19 protein-coding genes are annotated in these 18,258 nt (G+C 69.1%); 1 reads left to right on the top strand and 18 read right to left on the bottom strand.

All coding sequences use genetic code 11. The features are described from left to right. Positions 1 to 7: 7 nt before the first annotated feature. The 9 genes from V6M57_RS16095 to V6M57_RS16055 all read right to left on the bottom strand — a co-directional run bounded on the left by V6M57_RS16095 (position 8) and on the right by V6M57_RS16055 (position 9,181). Positions 8 to 1,180, bottom strand: a complete 1,173-nt coding sequence (locus V6M57_RS16095) for a mandelate racemase/muconate lactonizing enzyme family protein (protein WP_332816010.1) — start codon at positions 1,178 to 1,180, stop codon at positions 8 to 10. Beyond that, complete coding sequence (locus tag V6M57_RS16090; protein WP_332816009.1) at positions 1,180 to 2,370, bottom strand: Xaa-Pro peptidase family protein; 1,191 nt, start codon at positions 2,368 to 2,370, stop codon at positions 1,180 to 1,182. Before V6M57_RS16090 ends, V6M57_RS16095 begins: the two co-directional genes overlap by 1 nt. A 221-nt stretch (positions 2,371 to 2,591) precedes the next feature. Further along, positions 2,592 to 3,089, bottom strand: a complete 498-nt coding sequence (locus V6M57_RS16085) for an Lrp/AsnC family transcriptional regulator (protein ID WP_332816008.1) — start codon at positions 3,087 to 3,089, stop codon at positions 2,592 to 2,594. Between the two features lie 10 nt (positions 3,090 to 3,099). Further along, entirely contained in the window at positions 3,100 to 4,092 is a 993-nt protein-coding gene (locus tag V6M57_RS16080; RefSeq protein WP_332816007.1) for an XdhC family protein, read from the bottom strand. Then, complete coding sequence (locus V6M57_RS16075; RefSeq protein WP_332816006.1) at positions 4,074 to 5,057, bottom strand: LLM class flavin-dependent oxidoreductase; 984 nt, start codon at positions 5,055 to 5,057, stop codon at positions 4,074 to 4,076. The genes V6M57_RS16080 and V6M57_RS16075 overlap by 19 nt, the downstream gene beginning before the upstream one ends. After that, positions 5,050 to 5,520, bottom strand: a complete 471-nt coding sequence (locus tag V6M57_RS16070; RefSeq protein ID WP_332816005.1) for a (2Fe-2S)-binding protein — start codon at positions 5,518 to 5,520, stop codon at positions 5,050 to 5,052. The genes V6M57_RS16075 and V6M57_RS16070 overlap by 8 nt, the downstream gene beginning before the upstream one ends. Continuing rightward, positions 5,517 to 6,392 (bottom strand): FAD binding domain-containing protein, encoded by an 876-nt coding sequence (locus V6M57_RS16065; protein ID WP_332816004.1) that lies wholly within the window; start codon positions 6,390 to 6,392, stop codon positions 5,517 to 5,519. The genes V6M57_RS16070 and V6M57_RS16065 overlap by 4 nt, the downstream gene beginning before the upstream one ends. A 7-nt stretch (positions 6,393 to 6,399) precedes the next feature. Next, the gene (locus V6M57_RS16060) at positions 6,400 to 6,939 is read right to left on the bottom strand and encodes a CoxG family protein (protein WP_332816003.1); all 540 of its coding nucleotides are present in this window, start codon (positions 6,937 to 6,939) and stop codon (positions 6,400 to 6,402) included. Position 6,940: 1 nt separating this feature from the next. Then, a complete protein-coding gene (locus V6M57_RS16055; protein WP_332816002.1) occupies positions 6,941 to 9,181 on the bottom strand; it encodes a xanthine dehydrogenase family protein molybdopterin-binding subunit in 2,241 nt (746 codons plus the stop codon). Between the two features lie 114 nt (positions 9,182 to 9,295). On the opposite strand from V6M57_RS16055, the gene V6M57_RS16050 reads away from it, so the two are divergent. Next, on the top strand, positions 9,296 to 10,132 hold the full coding sequence (locus tag V6M57_RS16050; RefSeq protein WP_332816001.1) for an IclR family transcriptional regulator: 837 nt from the start codon (positions 9,296 to 9,298) through the stop codon (positions 10,130 to 10,132). A 17-nt stretch (positions 10,133 to 10,149) separates the two neighbouring features. Here V6M57_RS16050 and V6M57_RS16045 read toward each other — a convergent pair whose 3' ends face one another. The 9 genes from V6M57_RS16045 to npdG all read right to left on the bottom strand — a co-directional run bounded on the left by V6M57_RS16045 (position 10,150) and on the right by npdG (position 18,251). After that, positions 10,150 to 11,076 (bottom strand): M14 family metallopeptidase, encoded by a 927-nt coding sequence (locus tag V6M57_RS16045; RefSeq protein WP_332816000.1) that lies wholly within the window; start codon positions 11,074 to 11,076, stop codon positions 10,150 to 10,152. A gap of 115 nt (positions 11,077 to 11,191) precedes the next feature. Beyond that, positions 11,192 to 12,349, bottom strand: coding sequence for a trans-sulfuration enzyme family protein (locus V6M57_RS16040; RefSeq protein ID WP_332815999.1), 1,158 nt, complete (start codon positions 12,347 to 12,349; stop codon positions 11,192 to 11,194). A gap of 4 nt (positions 12,350 to 12,353) precedes the next feature. After that, on the bottom strand, positions 12,354 to 13,778 hold the full coding sequence (locus tag V6M57_RS16035) for an NAD(P)(+) transhydrogenase (Re/Si-specific) subunit beta (RefSeq protein ID WP_332815998.1): 1,425 nt from the start codon (positions 13,776 to 13,778) through the stop codon (positions 12,354 to 12,356). After that, entirely contained in the window at positions 13,775 to 14,083 is a 309-nt protein-coding gene (locus tag V6M57_RS16030) for an NAD(P) transhydrogenase subunit alpha (RefSeq protein ID WP_332815997.1), read from the bottom strand. Before V6M57_RS16030 ends, V6M57_RS16035 begins: the two co-directional genes overlap by 4 nt. A 2-nt stretch (positions 14,084 to 14,085) precedes the next feature. Further along, positions 14,086 to 15,204, bottom strand: coding sequence for a Re/Si-specific NAD(P)(+) transhydrogenase subunit alpha (locus tag V6M57_RS16025; RefSeq protein WP_332815996.1), 1,119 nt, complete (start codon positions 15,202 to 15,204; stop codon positions 14,086 to 14,088). A 39-nt stretch (positions 15,205 to 15,243) separates the two neighbouring features. Continuing rightward, positions 15,244 to 15,861, bottom strand: coding sequence for a 2-phospho-L-lactate guanylyltransferase (cofC, locus tag V6M57_RS16020; RefSeq protein WP_332815995.1), 618 nt, complete (start codon positions 15,859 to 15,861; stop codon positions 15,244 to 15,246). Then, complete coding sequence (gene cofD, locus V6M57_RS16015; protein ID WP_332815994.1) at positions 15,851 to 16,804, bottom strand: 2-phospho-L-lactate transferase; 954 nt, start codon at positions 16,802 to 16,804, stop codon at positions 15,851 to 15,853. The genes cofC and cofD overlap by 11 nt, the downstream gene beginning before the upstream one ends. Further along, positions 16,801 to 17,571, bottom strand: a complete 771-nt coding sequence (gene cofE / locus V6M57_RS16010; RefSeq protein ID WP_332815993.1) for a coenzyme F420-0:L-glutamate ligase — start codon at positions 17,569 to 17,571, stop codon at positions 16,801 to 16,803. Before cofE ends, cofD begins: the two co-directional genes overlap by 4 nt. 14 nt (positions 17,572 to 17,585) lie before the next feature. Continuing rightward, positions 17,586 to 18,251: an NADPH-dependent F420 reductase gene (gene npdG / locus V6M57_RS16005; RefSeq protein ID WP_332815992.1), complete on the bottom strand. Its 666-nt coding sequence runs from the start codon at positions 18,249 to 18,251 to the stop codon at positions 17,586 to 17,588. Between the last annotated feature and the right edge of the window lie 7 nt (positions 18,252 to 18,258).

Raw genomic sequence — 18,258 nt, 5'->3', positions numbered from 1 at the left:
TGTCTCCTTAAAGGGCCACGCTGTATTTCTGGAGCTTGGCTTCGTCCACTTCGATGCCCAGGCCGGGACCGTCTGGCACGACCAGGTGGCCGTCCTCGTAGGCGAAGGGCTGGCGCACGATGTCGTCCAGATACTTGCGGCCGGCGACCTTGGTGCGCTGCACCTCGGCGGTGGACGTCACCGGAATCGTGCCGGCCAGCGTGATCTCGGGCGACGCCGCCGCGAGGTGCACGTTGGCCGCGTTGCCCACGCCCATCTCGCCCGACCCGTTGATGTCGCACTGCATCTGGAAGGCGCCGGCCACCGCCAGCAGGCGCTTGGCGGGAACCAGGCCGCCGGGCTTGGTGTAGTAGACCGAGAGGTACTCGGCCGCGCGGCGCTGGGCGATCTCGACCACGTCCCGGTCCGTCCAGGCGCTTTCGTCGGCCATGACGGGCACGTTGCTGCGCGCGGCGATCTCGGCCATGCCGGCCAGGCCGTCAACGAGCTGCTCGGCATAGAGGATGTCGAATTCCTCCATGCGCTTGACGGCTTCGGCGCCCTCGCGCCAGGTCCGGTAGCCCTGGTTCGCGTCCACGCGGATCCGCGCGGCGGGGCCGATGGCCTGGCGAACGGCACGCACCACCTTCACGTCGCGCTCGATGTCCACGCCGATCTTGACCTTGAGCGTCCTGATGCCTTCGGCCACGACGTCGGCGGCTTCGCGCGCCGCCGCCTCGGCGTCCATCAGCCCGATGCTGTGCGCGAGCGGGATGCGGTCGCGCACCTTCCCGCCGAGCAGCTGGTAGACCGGCAGCTTGAAGCTGTGGCCCAGCGCGTCGAGCAGCGCCACCTCGACCGCCGCCTTGGCGTAGGGGTAGCCGCGCAGGGCGCGGTTCATCTTCTGGTGCACCAGTTCCAGCTGGCGCACGTCCACGCCTGTCAGGGCGGGTTTGAGACAGTCGTGGATCAGGGTGACGGTCGTGGCCGGCGTCTCGCCATAGCGGCGCGCGTTGTCGCCGCCCCAGGTGCGGATCGCCTGCGCCTCGCCCCAGCCGACGCTGCCGTCCGAGAGCAGCATCTTCGTCACCACGTAGCCGTTGCCCGCCGGGGAATCGAGCCCCACCCACAGGTGGGGCCGCCGCGGCGGCAGGGCCACCACGTAGGTCTCGAGCCTTTCGATGGAAAGCGGCTGGCCCATCAGCCCACCTCGATCAGCTCGTCGTTGCTGCAGATGGTTCCCGTGATCGAGTCGAAGCCGCGCTCCGTGATCACGTACATGTCCTCGGCGTGGAAGCCCATCTCGCCGGGGAGCATGTACAGCGGCTCCATCGTGAAGGTGATGTTCGGCTCGAACACGATGGTGCGCGTGTCCGTGATGTACGGCTCCTCGTGGATGGTCTGCCCGATGCCGTGGCCGAGGAACTTGAGGGTGGGTTCGATGCCGCTCTCGCGGCAGGTCGCGACGTAGGCCTTGTAGACGTCGGCCACGGGCACGCCCGGGCGCAGCATCGTCTTGCACAGCTCGCGCGCCCGGATCAGCTTGCCCCAGATGTCCTTCTGGCGCTCCGTCGGCTTGCCGGCCACCGCCGTGCGCGTGACGTTGGAGCGGTAGTTGTCGAAATCGCCCAGGACCTCGATGCGGATGACGTCGCCCGCCTCGATCCGCTTGTTGGTGGTGCCGCAGTTAGTCACCGAACTGTTCACGCCCGAGCCGACGCGGTACTTGAACTGCGCCGAGCCGGCCGCGATCATCTGGTCGACGATCTGGCGGGCCACGTCCACCTCGGTCATGCCGACCTTGATCTGCTTGAGCACGTCGTAGATCACGCGCTCGGTCACCACGCCGCCGCGGCGCAGGATGCCGATCTCCTCGTCGGTCTTGATCATCCGCGCGTTGAAGAACAGGTCGGCGCAGGGCTCGAACTTCGCGTTCGGCAGGCGCTTGCGCAAGATCAGGAAGTCGGCCGCCGGAATGAAGTCCAGCTCGATGGCGATGCGGCCTTCCGCCACGCCCGCCTCGATCAGCGCGTCCGCCAGCACGTCCGCCGGCTGCTGCGTGAACTGGTTGTAGGCGCGCACGTCGTCGAAGCGCGATCGGGCCTTCGCCTGCAGTTCCTCCACGTTCACCACGATCTGGGTGCCGAAACGGTCGCCCGCGAGCACCGCGATCGTGCGGCGGAAGCGGTTGGTGGCATGGCTCGGCACCAGGAAGCCGGCGGTGTACGTGACGTTGTCCTGCGACAGGGCGACGAGCGCGTCGTAGCCGCCGGCCTTCATGGCCGTGCGCAGCTTGGCCAGCGTCTCGTGCTCGGGCCGTCTGCCGGCATTTCCGGCCGCTGCGTTGGACTGCGTGAGAGCCGATTCCGCGGGCTCGTGAATGATCTTCAAGGGAAGTTCTCCTGTGGTCGCCGCGCAGGTGTCGAAGGCGCGCGGCACGGGAGAAAGTCTAGGAACCGGTGCGCTCACGCGATTGCGATCTCGCACGCACTGCGCACATCCGCTGTCGATCGGAGCCGCTGCAGCAGCAGGAAATTTCGCGGTGAGGAATTCGATTTAAGGAGGAACCCTCGGATGCATCCCGGTGAGGATGCAGCGGCCGCTTCCCCAGATCAGGCACCGTCGAACCGCCCGTTCAAGAGCGAGCGCAGCGGGAACGCCAACGACCGCTTGACGTTCTTCACCTCCACCACGGAGGCGTGCGTCTTGACGCCGATGTTCATCTCCATCATGGAGCGCAGCAGCTCGGCGTAGTGCTCCATGTCGCGCGCGACGATCTTCAGCAGGTAGTTGTAGTCGCCGCTGATGGCGCTGCACTCCAGCACTTCGGGGATCTTGAGCACCGCGGCCTCGAACGCGGCCAGGTGGCGGGTGGTCTGCTCCACCAGCCCGATGCTGCAATGGACGACCACGTACTGCGTGAGGCGCCGCAGGTCGACCACCGCGCTCACGCCCTGGATGTAGCCCTGCGAGCGCAGCTTGCGCACGCGCTGCAGGCATGGGCTGGGGGAAAGGCAGATCGCCTCGGCTAACCGCAGGTTGCTGATGTCCCCCTCGTGCTGCAGCACTTCCAGGATCCTCAGGTCCACGGTCGACAGAGGCTTGTCCAATCCCGTCCTCCTAGATGGCGAGCCGTTCCTTGGCCTGGCCGACACGCATGCCGGGCGGAACGTCCACCCCGTTCTTCACGGCCAGGATCTCGGCCATGATGCTCACCGCGATCTCCGCGGGCGTCTTGCTGCCGACGTAGAGCCCGACCGGCCCGCGCAGCCGCGCCGCCTCGGCGCTCGTCAACTCGAAATGTTCCTGCAGCCGCTCGACGCGCGCCGCATGGTTCCTGCGGCTGCCGATCGCGCCCACGTAGAACGATGGGCCGCGCACCGCTTCCAGGAGCGCCAGGTCGTCCAGCTTGGGATCGTGCGTCAACGCGACGATGCAGGTGCGCCGGTCCGCCCGGAACGACGCCACCACGTCGTCGGGCATCTCCGTCGCAAGCTTCGTGCCGGCAACGCTCCACGAGCGGTGGTACTCGGACCGCGGGTCGCACACCGTCACCTCGAAGCCGCTGAACGTCGCGATCGTGGCGAGGTACTCGGTGAGCTGCCCCGCCCCAATCAGCAGCATGCGATAGGCGGGGCCGAAGGTGTTCGCGATCCAGGTGTCGCCGCGCGCGAGTTCTTCCGGCTGCGCCGTCTCGCGCAGGGTCGCGGCGCCCGTGCGCAGGTCCACTTCGCGGCGCACCAGCCGCCCCTCTTCGAGGGACTCGACCAGCACGCCGAGCGAACCCGCATCGGGGTCGTGCTCCAGCAGCAATTCCATCGTGCCGCCGCACGGCAGCCCGAACCGGTGCGCCTCGTCCGCGGTGACGCCATAGCGCACCAGCTTCGGCGGGCCGGCGGCGGGCTGGCCCACGTACTTGTGGATCAGGTCGTCCTCGATGCAGCCACCCGAGACGGATCCCACCACACTGCCTTGCGCACTGATCGCCATGAGGGACCCTACCGGCCGCGGGGACGATCCCCAGGTGTTGACGACGGTCGCGAGCAGCACGGGGACGCCGGCCGCCCGCCAATCGCGCACCTGTCGCAGCACCCTTACGTCGAGGCTTTCCATGAAGGCTCCGTCGCGACGGCTTGGAGGATGCGCGAGACCTGCTGCGCGTCCACTGCGCCGGCGAGCACTGCTTCGTCGAGGCCGGCCTGCTGGTAGGCCCGCAAGCGGCTCGGGATGTCTTCGGCCGTGCCCGCCAGCGTGTGGCGGCGCACGATGTCGTCGGTGACGAGCGCGGCCAGGGTGGCCGTGTCGTTCTCCGCCATCGCCTTCGACAGCCGCGCCTGGTCCAGCACCGAGCCGGCCAGTTCCAGGTTGCGCGTATGGTGCGGGCCGCGCAGGACGATGCCCAGGGTGTGCCGCACGCGAGCGCAGGCCCTGGCGGGGTCGTCGTCGACGGCGCCGTAGGCTAGGCCATGAACCCGCACCGTGCGCCCGCCGGCGCCGCGCCGAACGTGGTCGACCGACCAGCGGACGAATTCGACGGAGCTCCCGGCGGTGATCAGCACCCCATCGGCCGAAGCACCGGCCAGCTCCAGCATCTGCGGCCCGGAAGCAGCCAGGATGAGCGGGATGCGCGGATGGCCGTTGCCCAGCACGCGCCCGCGCACCTGGAAGCTCTGCCCTTCGAAGTGCACGGTCTCGCCCGAGAACAGGGCGCGCGTGAGCTGGATCGCCTCGCGCATCACGCCCAGCGGCTTCGATCCGTCGATCCCGACGGACTGCAGGTCCGCCGGCGCGCCGGCGCCCAGGCACAGTGACACGCGGCCGGGGAAGAGCTCGTCCAGCGTCGCGGTGCTCATCGCCGCCTGAACCGGATGCTGCGTGAACGGGTTCACCGCCATGAGCACGACGCGCAGCTGCGGGCAGCGCTCGAGCGCCGCGTGGGCCAGCGTCACCGGGTCGCGCTGGAACAGGTGGTTGGCGACCCACAGCGTGCGCACGCCGGCTTCGCAGGCGGCCTCCACCTTGGCCAGGATGTCCGCGACCGGCTCGCGCGCGTCGGTGCTGATGGAAAGTTCAGGCAAGGCGCTTGACTCCTTCGACGATCTTCACGTAGCCCGTGCAGCGGCAGAGGTTCCCCTCGAGGAAATGGCGGATACGCTCGTCGCTCGGCTTGGGATGCATTTGCAGCAGCGCCGTGGTCGCCATCACCATGCCCGGCGTGCAGAAACCGCACTGGATGGCGCCGCACTCCACGAAGGCCTGCTGCACTGGGCCGGGCCGGCCGCCGCAGGACACGCCTTCGATGGTGGTCACGGCCTTCTCGTCGACGTCGGCCGCCAGCGTGGTGCAGCTGCTCGCGGGCAGGCCGTCCACCAGCACGGTGCAGGCGCCGCAGATCTCGACGTCGCAGGACTTCTTGGTGCCGGTCAGCGCGAGGCGGTCGCGCAGGACGTCGATCAGCAGTTCGTTCGGGCGGATGTCCAGCTCGGTCGGCCGTCCGTTGAGCGTGAACGCGATCCGCAGAGTGTCGTTGGTGGGGGTCATGTCTGTGCCTGCGCCTGCCGCCGCGCCGCGGCGTCCACCATGCGGCCGACCAGCACGGCCGCCAGGTGGCGCTTGTAATCGGCGCTGCCGTGGATGTCGTCGTGGGCTTCGAGCGTGCCGGCCGCCGCTTCGGCCGCACGGCGCGCGACGGCTGCGGCTTCGCCGGCCGGCGCCCCTTCCAGGGCGCGCTCCACGCGGTCGAGCCGCACCGGCCGGCCCGCGATGGCGCCGACCCAGACCTCGAAGGCCAGCCCCGATCCGGCCGGACGGCAGCCCACCGCGACGCCGACCGCCGGACGCTCCAGGTGCCCGAAGTTCGCGTAGGCGAAGGACGCGCCGGCCACAGGACGCGGAATGTCGATCCGCGTGAGCAGCTCGCCGTCTTCGCGCGCCGTGGTGAAGTCGCTGGTGATGAAGTCCTGCATCGGCACGCGGCGGCTGCGGCCCGGGCGCTCGAGCACGAGCTGCGCACCCAGAGCGCACAGCAGCGCCGGCGGATCGGCGTGGGGCTCCGCAAAGCACAGGTTGCCGCCCAACGTGCCGGCGCAGCGCACCCGGATGTTGGCGATGTTGTCGCTGAGCGCCGCGTAGGCGGGCAGGTGCTCGCGTACCACCGGATGGTTGGCGAGCTCGTGATGGGTGCTCAAGGCGCCGATGGCGATGCCGCCCGCGGCGTCGATGCTCGCGCCGCGCAGGCCCGCCACCTTCTTCAGGTCGACGAGGTGCTCGTAATGCAGCACCCTCGCCTTCAGTGCGACGAGCAGCTCGGTGCCCCCGGCGATGGGGCTGGCGTCGTCGCCGTGCTCCTCGAGCAGCGCGAGCGCTTCCTCCAGGGTCCGGGGGCGGTGCAGCTGGAACGGTCGGATGGCCATGGCGGCATCAGGCTCCCGTGGAAAGCGGCGTGCCGTCCGCGTGCGGCTCGGCCCCGACGGGTGCCGCCCCGGTGGCCGGCGTCGCCTGCAGGTCGGAGCACTCCTCAAGCACCTTCAGCAGGCGCGTGCGGAAGTCGGCGAAGTTCTCCTCGGCCTTCTTCTTGATGACCGAGTAGCCGAGCGAGGCGAGCTTGCCCGCCACCTGCGTGTCGCACTCCGCGACCATGTGCGAGTGGCCCGGCGTGGTGTCGCGCAGGTCCATGCGCAGCGTCACGTCGATGCGCGTGCCCGTGAAGCGTTCGGTTCCCGCCGCCACGGCCTGGATCCAGTTCGGCTCGCGCACTTCCTGCACGGCGATGGTGGCGGGGAGCGCCACCTTGAACGGCCCGAGCTTCTGCTTGAGCACCGCCGAATAGTCGGCCAGGCGCACGCGCTCCTGGACCTCCTCGCAGCCGGGGATGCAGCCGGCGATCTTGGGGATGTCCACGAGGACCGCCCACACTTCGCTGGCGGCACGCGGGATGGCTGCTTCCACTCTGAATTCCATGTCACTGTGCCTTTTTCTGTTCCTGCAGGGCGCGCCACACCTTTTCGGGGGTGATGGGCAGCTCCTTGATGCGGATGCCGTGCGCGCGCGCCAGCGCATTGGCCACGGCGGGCGCGAGCGGCAGGATCGCGCCTTCGCCCATGCCGCGCGCGCCGCCCACGCCGGGGCCGTCGCCGCTTTCGATCAGCACGGTATGGAAGTGCCGCGGCACGTCGGCGATGGTCGGCACGTGGTAGTCGATCATGCTGGCGTTGAGCGGCTGGCCGTCCTCGTACACCAGCTCCTCGCTCAGGGCGTGCCCGAGCGCCTGCACCGCCGCGCCTTCGTCCTGGCCTTCGGCAGCGCTGCGGTTGATGACGCGGCCGACGTCGGCGCAGCTCACGTAGTCATCCACCCGCACTTGGCCGGTGTCCTCGTCCACGTCGATCGTGCAGGCCCCCGCGGCGGTTTCCCAGAACAGCGGCGCCTGCGACAGCGATCCGCCCTTCGACTGCGGCGTGATGCGTCCGATGCCGATCAGCTCGCCGCTGTCGACGCGGTAGGCGCGGTGGATCAGGTCCGCGAACGTCCAGGTCGTCTCCCCGTCGGAGACGCCGCCGGCCACCACGCAGAAGCGTTCGCCCGCCACGCCGAGCTGCTGCTGCGCCATCTCGCGCAACTGCCGCACGATGTCCTCCGCCGCCTCCTCGATGGCCAGACCCATGATCACGGTGGACCGGCTGGCGCCCGTGCCCCAGTCGAAGGGAGCTGTCGCGGTATCTGGCGTGAGCACATGCACCGCTTCCACCGGCTGGTTGAGCGCTTCGGCCGCGTAGCGCCGCAGCACACCGCGCACCCCCTGCCCGATCTCCACGCTGGCCGACGAGACCAGGACCGAGCCGTCCACCTTCAGGCGCAGCATGGCCCCACCGATGGGCAGGATGCCCGGGTCCGAGGCGCCGAGGGCACAACCCACCGCCTTTCCGCCTGCGTGGCTCAGCGAGGTGAGCGCCGCGTCGAGCATGCCGGGCATGTCAACATCGATCGGCCGCAGGTCAGGCCGCACGTGCTCGCCCTTCCGAACCATGTTGCGGCGGCGCAGCTCGACCGGATCGATGCCCAGACGCGCCGCGATTATGTCCATTTGCGACTCGGTGGCCCACACGGCCTGCGGTCCGCCGATGGAGCGGAAGGCCGCGCCGGGCACCGTGTTGGTGTAGACGGCTACCGATTCAAGGGCGAGATTCGGGATCCGGTAAGGGCCTATGCTGCGGTTGGCCGACTTGACGGCAATGGCCGGGCCGGTATCGGCATACGCGCCGCCGTTCATAAGAATGCTCGCGTGCTTGGCGACGATGACGCCGTCCGAGCGGACCGCGGTCTTCAGGCGCACGGTGGCATCCAGGCGGCGGCAGGTCAGCATCGACTCGCTCGACGAGAAGCACAGGCGCACCGGGCGCCGCGCTTTCCAGGAGATCGCCGCCGCGAGCGGATCGATCTTGACCGAGGCCTTGCCGCCAAAGCCGCCGCCGACATAGGGCGTGATGACGCGGATGCGCGCGAGCGGCAGGTCGAACACCTTGTGGATCACCTTCTGGATCGCCGCGGGCGATTGGCCGCAGCTCCAGAGCGTGAGCCCGTCGTCCTCCCAGGAGGCCACCACGCAGTGCGGCTCCATGGCCATGTGCGACACCATCGGGAAGCCGAACTCGTCCTCGAACACGTGGTCCGCGGTGCGGAATGCCTGCTCGACATCGCCGTGGCTGTACGCATAGCGCTGGAAGACGTTGGTCCCCTCCTGCGCCCTGGTCTGGCCCGAGAAGTAGAAATCCTTCAGCGTCTCCATGCGCTCGTGCACGAGCGGCGCGCCGTCGGCCAGGGCTTCCTTCGCGGTGGTGACATACGGCAGCAGCTCGTAGTCCACGTCGATGCACTCCGCGGCCTCCTCGGCGGCCGCCTCGGTGTCGGCGGCGATGGCCGCGACCGGCTCGCCCACGTAGCGCACCTTGCCCAGGGCAATGACGGGGCGGTCCTTGAGGTAGAGGCCCCAGTGCGCGTTCAGCCCCTCGAGGTCCTCGCCCGTGAGCACCGCGTGCACCCCCGGCAGGGCCAGCGCCCGCGACACGTCGACCCCCCGGATGCGCGCGTGCGGCACGGGGCTGCGCAGCAGCCTGGCGTGAAGCATGCCGGGCACGCGCACGTCCGTGACGTATTGCGCCTGCCCCAGCGCTTTGTCTAGCAGATCCTCGCGATAGCGATCCATTTGATCCTATAATCGGAACGACGTTCCAATAAATACAGATTTTAGGAAGACAGGCCACGACCGTCAAGGCAGCCGCGCCGGGAACGGCACAATCAGTCAGCCGAAAAGAAGCAGATGAGCACCGCCAACAAACGAACCGCCGGCAACCGCCCGGCATCTCCCCCCACCAAGCCCCGTTCCAGTGACATGATCAAGGGCGGTGGCAACCAGTCCCTCGCCCGTGGATTGGAGATCCTCTCGCAGCTCGCGAGAGACGAGGAAGGTGTTGGTGTGCGCGATCTGGCGCGGCAGCTGAATTTGAGCCCGTCGATCACCCACCGGCTTGTGAAGACACTCGCGGAGTTCGGTTTCCTCGAACAGGACGAGGCCACGCAGCGCTATCGGATCGGCCACCGAGCCTTCGAGGTGGGCAATACCTATCTGCGCCACAACAGCCTCGAGACCGTGGCGCCCCCCATCGTCAGGGCCTTGGCCCAGGAGCATCAGCTGAACGCCTTCATTGGCGTCATGCGCGGCCGCCACATCGTCTACACGATGGTGTTCGCGAGCTCCGCTCCGGTAGCCGTGATGTCCTCGCCCGGCACCCGAGCACCGCTGCACACAATGGCTCAGGGCAAGGCGATCCTCGCAGATCAGCCGGACGACGCCATCCTGGAGCTGCTCGGACCGGAGCCCTATCCCAAGCTGACCGAGACGACGATCACGCGGGGGGCCGACTTCCTGAAGGACGTGGCCGAGTGCCGCAAGCGCGGGTATGCCACAGGCGACGGCGAGTTCGTGCCGGGAGTGTTCAACATCGCCGCGGCCATCCGCGACCGCAGCGGCGCGGCCGTGGCCGCCCTGAGTGGGTCCTTGCCCCGGCACCTGCACCGCCGGTCCGACACGCCCAAGATCGCAAAGTCCATTGTCGAAGCTGCCCAGAGGATCTCGCGCGCGCTCGGCGCGCCCTGAGGCGGTCCGCGGGCGGCTCAAACCCGGACTGAGTCCCACTCCGTTGCGACGAATGCCGCGCGTTCGCCGGTGTGAACCACCGGGTCGCGCCGCAGCCCGAACACCACACTGGGCACCTCCGCTTCGAAGGATTCGATCTGCTCGCCAAACAGGTTCGTGGTGCGGCCAATCACGGTGCCGGCCTCAACTGTCGCACCAGCCTCAATCTCGGGCGTGAACAGGCCGCCCTTCTCGAACGTGACCCAGTTGCGCTTTGTGACGCGCCGAACGCTCGCGGGCGCCTCGTCGCCCTCCAGCGCGGGCAGAATGCCGAGCTGCGCCGCAAGTCGCCGGAAGCCCAGCACCGCGGCTTCCACGTTGTGCGACTCGTAGCGGCTGCCCCCGCCAAGCTCCACCATGAAGGCCGGTATACGCGTCGCGAGCGCCTGGTAATCGATCCCGCCCGCAATGTTGCCTGGCAGTTCGCCCGCGCCGGTCACGTTCTGGCGGCACGCCACGTTCGGGTTGAAGACCGACAGCGCCTTGAGCTGGTCCTGCTCGGAAACGCCGCTGTCCGGGTGGACTTTGTAGACGCAGTACAGCTTCGAGTCGAACAGCGGGTTCATCGTGTGCAGGCTGACCAGCATGTCGGCCACCTCGCGGATTTGCGCGAACAGTGCGTGCGACAGGCGCTCGGAGATCAGCCCCCTGCCGCTGCCGGGGAAGGTCTGGTCCAGGTCGAGCTCGTCGTACGGGTTGCGCTTGCGCCTGGCGTCCAGGGCATGCGGGTTGGCCGTGGGCGTGACCACCACGTTGCCGCGCAGCTTCTTGGCGTCCAGCGCGCGGGCGAAGCGCAGCGAGGCGATCATCCCGTTGATCTCGTCGCCGTGGACCTGCCCGTTGATCCACAACGTCTTGCCGCGCTCGGCGCCGCGCACCGCCACGTAGGGCAGGTCCACGCTCATGCCGGAGGCCATGGAGCCCACGGGAATGCGGCCGCATTCGACCTGCGGGCCGCCCGCTGCCTGGAGGAAATCACCGATCCTGGACATTGCTCGTTCCTTCGTGGAGAAAACTGTTTCAGCGCAGCGCCGCGCGGCAGGCCGTGAACGCCCGCTGCAGGTCGGCGATCTGCGCTTCGTGGCCTTCCAGCCCGATGGACAGGCGCACGACGGCCGACTGTGTGACGGGGTGCAGGCGCAACGCCTGCTCGGCCGCCGGGTAGTAGCCGGCGAGGCTGTGCACGCTGCCCCAGCTCGCGCCGATCGCGAACACCTGGAGCGCATTGAAGAAGGCCTCCATGGCCTTGTCCGGAACGCCCGGTGCGGTGGCGAAGGACATCACGCAACCGCCGGTATGGAAGTCGCGCTTCCACAGGTCGTGCCCGCGGGACTGCGGCAGCGGCGGGTAGAACACCTCGGCCACTTCCGGCTGCCCGGCCAGCCAGGTCGCCACTTCGGTGGCGGCGCGGCCCTGCGCCTGGACGCGCACCGCGAGCGTCTCGAGCCCTCGCAGGACCAGGAAGCAGTCGTCAGGGCTGACCGGCAGGCCGATCACGCTCTGCGAGCGCCGTAGCTTCTCGTAGAGCGGCCGCTCGCGCGTGGTAATGGCGCCGAGCAGCACGTCGGAGTGGCCGCCGAACTGCTTGGACGCCGCCTCGACCACGATGTCCACGCCGGTCGCCAGCGGTCGAAAGCCCAGCGGCGTGGCCCAGGTGTTGTCGACGACCGAGAGCGCACCGACGGCCCGGGCTGCGGCGGCGATGGCGGGCACGTCCTGCATTTCCATGGTCACGGAGCCGGGCGACTCCATCATCACGAGGCGCGTGCGCGGCGTGATCAGCCTGGCGATGTCCGCGCCGATGGCGGGCGGATAGAAGCCGCATTCCACGCCCAGTCCCTGCATCCATTCGCGCGCGAAAGTCTTCAGCGGGCCGTAGGCACTATCGGCGATCAGCACATGGTCGCCGGCACGCGCGAAGGCCAGCACGACGAGGCACAGCGCCGCCTGGCCCGAGGGCACCACCACGCAGTGGCTGCCGCCTTCGAGCTCGGCGATCCGCGCCTCGAGTTCGCGGCTGGTGGGCGTGCCGGTCGTGCCGTAGGTGTAGCCGTCGTAGAGGTTTTCCTTGCGGCGGGCGAACTTGCCCATGTCGTCGAAGACGACCGTCGACGTGCGCCATACGCCCGGCACGAGGCTGTTGAAGCCTGCCGGCGCCCGGTTCCTGTTGCTGCCCATCGCTCTACTCCACCGCCTTGGCCATGTCCTCGACCACCTTCTTGGCGTCGCCGAAGACCATCATGGTCTTGTCCATGTAGAACAGCTCGTTGTCCAGGCCGGCATAGCCCGCGGCCATCGAGCGCTTGTTCACGATCACCGTCTTGGCCTTGTAGGCCTCCAGGATCGGCATGCCGTAGATCGGGCTGCCCTTCTGCAGCGCGGCCGGGTTCACCACGTCGTTGGCACCGAGGACGATGGCGACGTCGGCCTGGCCGAACTCGCCATTGATGTCCTCCATCTCGAACACCTGGTCGTACGGCACCTCGGCCTCGGCCAGCAGCACGTTCATGTGCCCGGGCATGCGGCCGGCCACGGGGTGGATGGCGTACTTGACCGTCACGCCCTGGTGGGTGAGTTTCTCGGCCAGCTCCTTGACGGCATGCTGCGCCCGCGCCACGGCCAGGCCGTAGCCGGGCACGATGACCACGGTTTCCGCGTTGCCCAGGATGAACGCCGCGTCGTCCGCGCTGCCGCTCTTGACCGTGCGCTGCACGCCGCCGCCGGCCGCGACCTGGCCCGCCTCGCCGCCGAAACCGCCCAGGATCACGTTGAAGAACGAGCGGTTCATCGCCTTGCACATGATGTAGCTCAGGATCGCGCCCGAGCTGCCCACCAGCGAGCCGGCGATGATCAGCATGCTGTTGTTCAGCGAGAAGCCGATGCCCGCGGCCGCCCAGCCCGAATACGAGTTGAGCATCGACACCACCACGGGCATGTCGGCCCCGCCGATCGGGATGATGATCAGCACGCCCAGCACGAAGGACAGCGCCAGCATCAGGAAGAACGCGAACCAGTTCTCGCTGAGCATGAACATGAGCCCCAGGCCGATGGTGGCGATGCCCAGCGCCAGGTTGAGCAGGTGCTGGCCGGCGAACACCACCGGCGCGCCCTGGAACAGGCGGAACCTGTACTTGCCCGACAGCTTGCCGAACGCGATGACCGAGCCGCTGAAGGTGATCGCGCCGATGGCCGCGCCCAGGAACAGCTCCAGCCGGTTGCCGCGCGGGATGGGCGTGCCCTTGTCGGCGATGCCGAAGGCGTGCGGCTCGGCGACGGCGGCGATCGCGATGAACACCGCGGCCAGGCCGATCATGCTGTGCATGAAGGCCACCAGCTCGGGCATCTTGGTCATCTCGACGCGCTTGGCCATGATGGCGCCGGCTCCGCCGCCGACCACCAGCCCGAGCAGCACCCAGGCCATGCCGCGCGCCGCGCCGCCGGACAGCTCGACGATCAGCGCGGCGGTGGTGAGCACGGCGATGCCCATGCCCACCATGCCGAACAGGTTGCCGCGGATGGAGGTGGTGGGATGCGACAGGCCCTTGAGCGCCTGGATGAAGCAGACCGACGCCGCCAGGTACAGCAGCGTGACGACGTTCATGCTCATTGCCCGCCTCCCGCCTTGCGGTCCTTCTTGCGGAACATCTCCAGCATCCGCCGGGTGACCAGGAAGCCGCCGAAGACGTTGACCGCGGCCAGCGCGACGGCCAGCACGCCCATGGTCTTGCCCAGGCCGCCTTCGGTCAGCGCGGCGGCCAGCATGGCGCCCACGATGACGATGGCCGAGATCGCGTTGGTCACCGCCATCAGCGGCGTGTGCAGCGCGGGCGTGACGTTCCAGACCACGTGGTAGCCCACGTAGATGGCCAGCACGAAGATGATGAGGTTGATGACGGTGTGGCTGATTTCCATGCTCAGGACTTCCTCGTGACTTCCCCGCCGCGGGCCATGAGGCACGCGGCCACGATGTCGTCGTTCATGTCGATGTTCAGCTGGGCTTCCTGGGTGACGATGAGCTTGAGGAAGTCCAGCACGTTGCGGGCATACAGGGCCGAGGCGTCGGCGGCCACCAGCGCCGGCAGGTTGGTCTCGCCCACCAGGGTGACGCCATGCCTGACCACGGTGCGGCCCGCCTCGGTCAGCGGGCAGTTGCCGCCCTGCGGCGCGGCCAGGTCGACGATGACCGAGCCCGGCTTCATGGACCGGACCATGTCCTCGGTGACGAGAACCGGCGCCGGCCGGCCCGGGATGAGCGCGGTGGTGATCACCACGTCGGCCTGGGCGACGCGCTTGGCCACTTCGGCCTTCTGGCGGTCGAGCCAGCCCTGCGGCATCGGGCGCGCGTAGCCGCCCACGCCCTCGGCGGCTTCCTTCTCCTCGGCCGTCTCGTAGGGCACCTCGATGAACTTCGCCCCCAGCGACTCGACCTGCTCCTTGACCGACGGGCGCACGTCCGACGCCTCGATGACCGCGCCCAGGCGCTTGGCGGTGGCGATGGCCTGCAGTCCGGCCACGCCCACGCCCAGCACCACGACGCGAGCGGCCTTCACCGTTCCGGCGGCCGTCATCAGCATCGGGAAGAACCGTTGGTAGGCGTTGGCCGCCAGCATCACGGCCTTGTAACCGGCGATGTTGGCCTGCGAGGACAGCACGTCCATGCTCTGCGCGCGCGTGGTGCGCGGCGCCGCCTCCAGCGCGAACGCGGTCAGGCCCGCCGCCGCCAGGCGCTGCAGCCCGGCCGCGTCGAACGGGTTGAGCATGCCCACCAGCGTGGCGCCCGGGCGCATCGCGGCCAGCTCCTGCTCCTGCGGCGCGCGCACCTTGAGCACCAGCTCGCAGCCGAGCGCACCCGTCTGGTCGGTGATGTCCGCGCCGGCCGCCACATAGGCGTCGTCCGGCGCGCTGGCCGCCAGGCCCGCGGCCGACGCGACGCGCAGCGTGTGGCCCTGCGCCTTGAGTTTTTTCGCCGTTTCGGGCGTGACGGCAACGCGCCGCTCACCGCCCGACGTTTCGGCCGGGACGCCGATGATCACTCCGTTTTTCCTTTCTGGTTCTTCTGTTCTTGTGGTTCTTCAGGCAGCCAGCAGGTCGCCGTAACGTCCGTACAGCCGCAGCTGCAGCGGTTCATCGAGGTCGTCGCGCAGGCACGTCTGCCCGACCACGCGCACGTTCACGTCTTCTTGTGCGAGCAGCCGCACGTGGCGCGCGAAGCTGCCCTCGCCATAGGCAAAGGGGATCCCGCACGAAGCGGGGATGCGCAGGAAATTGGTGCCCTGCCCGGCACGGTCCGGAACGATGAGGGCTTCCTCTACCGGGCACGACGCGAGCACCTCGCGTAGGGCGGCCTCGCCCACTCCGGGCAGATCGACCGGCAGGATCGCCATCGATCGGGGCGACACCGAGTGCACCACGTGCGCCCTCGCCTGCTCCAGGGCTTCGTTCAGGCCGGGCGGAACGCCGCCTTCGCGGATGAAGCACAAGCCCGCGGCGGCGGCGACTTCCTCGACACCGGCGCAAGCCGAGACAACGTACGTGTTCCCGCTGCCGAAGACGGCGGCGGCCGCATGGAGGGTCTGCCGCAGCTGCGCCAGATTGAGCTCCTGTCGCCGAGAAGGCGACAGCACGTTCCTCAGGCGAGACTTGCCATCGGCGACGCCCTTGGCGGGGATGAGGACGACGTCAGGCCGCACTCGCGGCTCCGCATTCGGCCAGGAGTGCCAGGCAGGCGCGCGCCACGCGCCGGCTCGAGCCGCGGTCGGGCATCAGGGTGTCGCAGATCGCCACCCGCAGACCGCGCTCGAGCAGGGCGGGCGCGAACGCCTCGTCGCGTGCATCGAGAACGAAGCCATCCAGCAGGTCTCCGTAATGCTCCGCGATCGCCACCGGCGTGAGAGGCCGTCCCAGCTCCCGCAGCATCTTCGCGAGCGGGCCTTTGACGGCATCGCCGCCCACGAGCGGGCTGACGGCGACGACCGGTGCACGGGTGCGCTGCAAGGCTTCGCGCACCCCCCGCAGGGCCAGGATCGGGTCGATGCTGACATAGGGGTTGGACGGACAGATGATCACGCCAGGGGGGATGCCCGACGCGAGCGCATCGAACCACGTAGCGGACGGCCTGGCCTTGTCGAGGCCCGCGAAGCGGAAGGCGCTCACGCGCGGCTGGCAGTGCCGCCGCACGAAGTAGTCCTGGAACCCCAGCTCGCCCTCGGGCGTTACCACGATGGTCTCGACGGCATCGTCCGTCATCGGCAGGACGCGGCACCTGATGCCCATCCGGCGCAAGATCTCCTGGGCGGCATCGCCGACGGTCGCACCGGACTTCAGCAGCGACAGGCGCAGCAGGTGCATCGCCAGGTCCTTGTCGCCCAGGCTGAACCAGGCATCGACGCCGAGTTCGACCAGCGACTCCTTGCATTGCCACGTCTCGCCGGCCCGCCCCCAGCCGCGTACCTCGTCGTTGCGGCCCGCGATGGCGTACGCCACGCTGTCGAAGTCCGGCATGATGCGCAGGCCGAGATAGTCGAAGTCGTCGCCGGTGTTGACGACGATGGCGAGCTCGTCACCCGCGACCTCGTCCGCGAGCCCGCGCGCGAGTTTCGCGCCGCCGACGCCACCGGAAAATGCGTGGATCACGGGAACAGGTCCTCGCGCTTGCTGCGGATCAGGTCCGCCGCCGTGCCACCGCGCGCAGGCAGGTTCACGCCCCGCACCAGCACCGCCGCGATGCCCTCTCCGGCCTGCCCCATGACGAGCGAAGCCGCCGCCGCTATCTCGTCCGCGCCACCCACCTCGGTGGTGATCAGGCGGAATCCGTGGCGGTCTTCGCGCCCGCGCAGGTCGAGCAGGCAGGGCATGCCGGCCGCGCCGATCGCGGTTCCGATGGTCCCGCGCCGCCAGGCGCGACCGAGGCTGTCGTTGATGAGCACCGGCAGGTGCACGCTAAAGTGCTGCGACGCAGCGCGATGCAGCCGCTCGGCGGACGCATCGGGGTCCTGCGGCCACAGGAGCACCGACTCGCCGGTCCCCTGCTGCTGCACGTTGGAACGGTCGATGCCGGCATTGGCCAAGACAACGCCCGTGCGGTGCCGCACGATTAGCACCTGTGGCGTGGCGCGCACCACCTGCGTCGACTCGGAGAGGATCAGCTCGACGACTCGCGCGTCCTTGCCCGTCTGCTGCGCGAGTTCGAGCGCACGACCGGAGGGCGTGACCGTGTCCAGGTCCACGGTGCGCCCCTCGCTCTTGGACACCACCTTCTGCGCGAACACCAGGATGTCGCCCGCCTGCACGCGCAGGCTCTCCTCGCCGCACATCTGCGCCACCCAGCCTACGAGATCGTCGCCGGCGCGGATCTCCCGCGGGCTGGCGAGTCCGAACAACTGGAGATGGCGCATCGGCATGGGCAGCGGAACGGTCAGCGCAGGCCGCTGATGCGGATGCCGGAGGCCGGCACCTTGTAGGTCTTGTTCAGGTGGATCAGCACCGAGGTGAGCGTTTCCGAGACCACCGAGTTGGCGAGCGGGCCCGCGTCGATGGCCACCAGGCCCATCTTCGTGACCAGGTCGCGGACGATCGTCTTGGCCTCCGGGTCGTCGGCGCATACGAGCACGTCGCAGTCCACAGGCTTGTTCGGATTCATCAGCGCATGCGCCGAGACGTTCTGGAACGCGGAGACCACGCGCACGCCCGTGCCGAGCCTGTCCTGCAGCGCCTTCACGCACGAGCCTTCGGGCGGCAGCTGCACGAGCGACACTTTCGGCGGCTTGAGCGGCACCGTGACGTCGATCAGCACCTTGCCTTCCAGGGCCGGGCGGACCTGTTCGGCCGTGGCCACCTGGGCGGCGTAGGGCACCGCCAGCACCACGACCTGCGCCTGTTGGGCGGCCTCGATCAGACCGGCGCCACTCACGTGGTTCGAACCGGCCTGTGCGTTCAGTTCCGCTGCACGGGCGGCGGCCCGGGCGGCGGCCCGCGAGCCGACCACCACCTTGCAGCCCGCCAGCGCTGCGCGAAACGCGATGCCGCTGCCTTCATGCCCGGTGCCGCCGAGAACGGCGAGGGTCGGGAGTGTGTTGCTCATAGAAATC

This window comes from Ramlibacter sp., assembly GCF_036676645.1.
GTDB lineage: Bacteria > Pseudomonadota > Gammaproteobacteria > Burkholderiales > Burkholderiaceae_C > Ramlibacter.
Note: the sequence above shows the minus strand (reverse complement) of the source record. Positions and strands in the feature narration are given on the sequence as shown.

Bases quoted from the DNA above. Each gene is read 5' to 3' on its own strand.
- V6M57_RS16095 (WP_332816010.1), bottom strand. From the start codon at position 1,180: ATGGGCCAGCCGCTTTCCATCGAAAGGCTCGAGACCTACGTGGTGGCC.
- V6M57_RS16080 (WP_332816007.1), bottom strand. From the start codon at position 4,092: ATGGAAAGCCTCGACGTAAGGGTGCTGCGACAGGTGCGCGATTGGCGG.
- V6M57_RS16070 (WP_332816005.1), bottom strand. From the start codon at position 5,520: ATGACCCCCACCAACGACACTCTGCGGATCGCGTTCACGCTCAACGGA.
- V6M57_RS16065 (WP_332816004.1), bottom strand. From the start codon at position 6,392: ATGGCCATCCGACCGTTCCAGCTGCACCGCCCCCGGACCCTGGAGGAA.
- V6M57_RS16060 (WP_332816003.1), bottom strand. From the start codon at position 6,939: ATGGAATTCAGAGTGGAAGCAGCCATCCCGCGTGCCGCCAGCGAAGTG.
- V6M57_RS16055 (WP_332816002.1), bottom strand. From the start codon at position 9,181: ATGGATCGCTATCGCGAGGATCTGCTAGACAAAGCGCTGGGGCAGGCG.
- V6M57_RS16050 (WP_332816001.1), top strand. From the start codon at position 9,296: ATGAGCACCGCCAACAAACGAACCGCCGGCAACCGCCCGGCATCTCCC.
- V6M57_RS16045 (WP_332816000.1), bottom strand. From the start codon at position 11,076: ATGAGCGTGGACCTGCCCTACGTGGCGGTGCGCGGCGCCGAGCGCGGC.
- V6M57_RS16040 (WP_332815999.1), bottom strand. From the start codon at position 12,349: ATGGGCAGCAACAGGAACCGGGCGCCGGCAGGCTTCAACAGCCTCGTG.
- V6M57_RS16035 (WP_332815998.1), bottom strand. From the start codon at position 13,778: ATGAGCATGAACGTCGTCACGCTGCTGTACCTGGCGGCGTCGGTCTGC.
- V6M57_RS16030 (WP_332815997.1), bottom strand. From the start codon at position 14,083: ATGGAAATCAGCCACACCGTCATCAACCTCATCATCTTCGTGCTGGCC.
- cofE (WP_332815993.1), bottom strand. From the start codon at position 17,571: ATGCCGATGCGCCATCTCCAGTTGTTCGGACTCGCCAGCCCGCGGGAG.
- npdG (WP_332815992.1), bottom strand. From the start codon at position 18,251: ATGAGCAACACACTCCCGACCCTCGCCGTTCTCGGCGGCACCGGGCAT.